The 3,151-nt window shown below is 64.2% G+C and carries 4 protein-coding genes; 1 reads left to right on the plus strand and 3 read right to left on the minus strand.

Annotated features, from left to right (window positions below):
- On the minus strand, positions 1-1,294 hold a 1,294-nt coding region (locus tag ACHWRX_RS06910), incomplete at its 3' end, for an AAA family ATPase (RefSeq protein ID WP_394658637.1).
- Between the two features lie 124 nt (positions 1,295-1,418).
- On the minus strand, positions 1,419-1,637 hold the full coding sequence (locus ACHWRX_RS06915; protein ID WP_058737405.1) for a DUF1192 domain-containing protein: 219 nt from the start codon (positions 1,635-1,637) through the stop codon (positions 1,419-1,421).
- A 100-nt stretch (positions 1,638-1,737) separates the two neighbouring features.
- On the opposite strand from ACHWRX_RS06915, the gene ACHWRX_RS06920 reads away from it, so the two are divergent.
- Positions 1,738-2,751: an NAD(P)H-quinone oxidoreductase gene (locus ACHWRX_RS06920; protein WP_394658638.1), complete on the plus strand. Its 1,014-nt coding sequence runs from the start codon at positions 1,738-1,740 to the stop codon at positions 2,749-2,751.
- Between the two features lie 4 nt (positions 2,752-2,755).
- On the opposite strand, the gene ACHWRX_RS06925 is transcribed toward ACHWRX_RS06920, so the two are convergent.
- Positions 2,756-2,905, minus strand: coding sequence for a hypothetical protein (locus ACHWRX_RS06925; RefSeq protein ID WP_394658639.1), 150 nt, complete (start codon positions 2,903-2,905; stop codon positions 2,756-2,758).
- Positions 2,906-3,151 lie beyond the last annotated feature (246 nt).

Here is a 3,151-nt window from a genome sequence, read left to right on the forward strand (position 1 = left end):
TCTTGCGCTTGCTGACCGGCACCAACATCTGCATCGCGCCCACTTCGTCGATCACGTCGATCGCCTTGTCGGGCAGCTTGCGGTCGTTGATGTAGCGGGCCGACAGTTCGACCGCGGTCTTGATCGCGTCGGGCGTGTACTTGACCTTGTGGTGATCCTCGAACGCGGTGCGCAGACCCTTCAGGATCTTGATCGTGTCCTCGATCGTCGGCTCGTTCACGTCGATCTTCTGGAAGCGCCGCAGCAGTGCGCGGTCCTTCTCGAAGTGGTTACGGAACTCCTTGTACGTGGTCGAGCCGATGCAGCGGATTGTGCCGCCCGACAGTGCGGGCTTCAGCAGGTTGGACGCGTCCATCGCGCCGCCGCTGGTGGCGCCGGCACCGATCACCGTATGGATCTCGTCGATGAACAGCACCGCGTGGGGCATCTTTTCGAGTTCAGAGACGACCTGCTTCAGCCGCTCCTCGAAGTCACCGCGATAACGGGTGCCGGCCAGCAGCGAGCCCATGTCGAGCGAGTAGATCACCGCTTCTTCCAGCACCTCGGGCACTTCGCCCTCGACGATCTTGCGCGCCAGGCCCTCGGCTATGGCGGTCTTGCCCACGCCCGGATCACCCACGTAAAGCGGGTTGTTCTTGGAGCGGCGGCACAAGATCTGGATCGTGCGATCAACTTCGGGGCCACGGCCGATCAGCGGATCGACCTTGCCCGACAGCGCCTTGTCGTTGAGGTTGACGCAGAACTGGTCGAGCGCGGATTCCTTCTTGTTGCCGCTTTTGCTGTCGCTCTTTTCCTCGGAGGCCTGGGGAGCCTGCTCTTCGGAGCCCTTGGCGTTCTTGTCTTCGATGCGGCGGCCGCCCTTGCCGATGCCGTGGCTGATATAGCTGACGGCATCCAGGCGGCTCATGTCCTGCTGCTGCAGGAAGTAGACCGCATAGCTATCCCGTTCGGAGAAGAGGGCGACCAGCACGTTGGCGCCGGTCACGGTGTCCTTGCCGCTGGACTGCACGTGCAGGATGGCGCGCTGGATCACGCGCTGGAAACCGGCGGTGGGGGCAGGATCGCCCTTTTCCTCAGTTTTCAGTGATTGGTATTCCTGGTCAAGGTACTGGCGCACCACTTCGCTGAGGTCTCCCAGGTCGACGCCGCACGCGGTCATCACTTGGGCCCCATCGGCGTCGTCGATCAACGCGAGCAGCAGATGCTCGAGCGTTGCGTATTCGTGGCTGCGGTCCGACGCATGGGACAGCGCGGCATGCAGCGTCTTTTCCAGGCTTTGCGCGAAACTAGGCATTAGGGTTCTTTCGTTGGAAGGCTGGCGCTCCTTGTCGGGCTGGGAAGGTAATGCCCGAAGGTAAGCGATCGATTGCGACCGATATAGGGAGCCGCTTTTCCCGTTTCGAGATAACGCTCGACGTTCAAGGCTGTTTCGGCCTGAACAGCGCCTGCGCCGCCGTCATGTGCGCCGAGGATTTGTCGCGGTGCGCCTTGATGCGCGCGATCTCGTCTTCCAGAAGAGCGATGCGTGCATCGAGTTCGTCCAGCGAGTAGCGCTCCAGGCTTTCGCTGGTGAGGAGGCTGGCGGCACCGAAGTCACCCTCGGTCGACCGTCGCCGCGGTCGTTCGTCATCGTCCATTGCAGTGCAGCATCCGACTTGAAACTGTCACTGTCAACTGTCCGCGCAGGCTTGCACGAATTTCGTTTCGCCACGCCGCGCGGCTGTGGCAGCAAGCGCCATGGACAACGCCGACGCACCGCAAATCCCCGCGACGATGACCGCGATCGCCATCGAAAAGCCCGGCGGGCCTGAGGTTCTGGTGCCGCGCGACGTCGCGGTTCCGCAGCCGGGCCCGGGGGAAGTGCTGATCAAGGTGGCCTTCGCCGGGGTGAACCGGCCCGACGTCGCGCAACGGACCGGGGCCTATCCGCCGCCGCCGGATGCTTCGCCACTGCCGGGGCTGGAGATTTCGGGCACGGTCGCCCGCCTGGGTGCCGGGGTCGATTCGCTGCTGATCGGCGAGCGGGTCTGCGCCTTGGTCGCGGGCGGGGGCTATGCGCAATACTGCATCGCCGATGCCGCGCTGTGCCTGCCGGTGCCCGATGCCATGCCGCTGGCAGAGGCCGCGGCGCTGCCCGAGGGGCTGTTCACCGTGTGGCACAACGTGTTCGAACGCGGCTGGGCGAGCGAGGGGGAGACGATCCTGGTCCATGGCGGCACCAGCGGCATCGGCACGATGGCGATCAAGCTGGGCAAGCTGTTCGGGCTTACCGTGATCGTCACTTGCGGATCGGCGGCCAAGTGCGACGAGGCCCGCCGGATCGGCGCGGATGATGCTATCGATTACAAGGCGGCAGATTTCGTCAAAGAAGTGCTGGGCATCACCGAGGACCGCGGCGTGGACTTGGTGCTGGACATGATTTCGGGCGACTACGTGCCGCGCAACTTGAAGTGCCTGGCCATGGATGGCCGCCACGTCACCATTGCCGCGCTGGGCGGGCCCAAGGCCGAGCTGAACATGGGCGTGATCATGAGCCGGCGCTATACGCTGACCGGTTCCACCCTGCGCCCGCGTTCGATCGCATTCAAGCGATTGCTGGCGCAGGAAATCGCCGCAAATGTATGGCCGCTGGTGGAAAAAGGCGAGCTACGCCCCGAGATGGACGCGCGCTTCGCCCTGAAGGACGCGGCGGACGCCCACCGCCGAATGGAGGCGGGCGATCACGTCGGGAAGATAGTGCTGGAAGTGTGAGGGATCAGCCGGGGCTGCCGTTATTGCCACCGGAAACTGCCGCGACCAGACCGATCACCGCGAGCAGCCCGATCAACGGGACCCATATCGGAATGGTGCCGAACGAGTCGTCGTTTCGAGCGACGCGCGGCGCTGCAGCTGGAGCCAGTTGCATGCCCCCGGGGTTCCCCACGCCGGCGACTGCGCGGGGAGCCTTGAATGCAATTCGGACCACAAACACCGGACAGCGGCGGGTCGTATTACGCTATCGGTACCGTGACGCTTGCCGAATCTGCCGCGATTGCCTAGATCAACCCGGTACGGCCGCTCCGCAAAGGGGCGGCCCTTGTTGTTTTTGCGCCGGATGCTCTTTCGTTCGTCCGGCATCGATCGGGACCAAGAGACATGAGCCAGCCCACTC

The organism is uncultured Novosphingobium sp. (genome assembly GCF_964277725.1).
Classification (GTDB): Bacteria; Pseudomonadota; Alphaproteobacteria; order Sphingomonadales; family Sphingomonadaceae; genus Novosphingobium; species Novosphingobium fluoreni.

Bases quoted from the DNA above. Each gene is read 5' to 3' on its own strand.
- ACHWRX_RS06915 (WP_058737405.1), bottom strand. From the start codon at position 1,637: ATGGACGATGACGAACGACCGCGGCGACGGTCGACCGAGGGTGACTTC.
- ACHWRX_RS06920 (WP_394658638.1), top strand. From the start codon at position 1,738: ATGGACAACGCCGACGCACCGCAAATCCCCGCGACGATGACCGCGATC.
- ACHWRX_RS06925 (WP_394658639.1), bottom strand. From the start codon at position 2,905: ATGCAACTGGCTCCAGCTGCAGCGCCGCGCGTCGCTCGAAACGACGAC.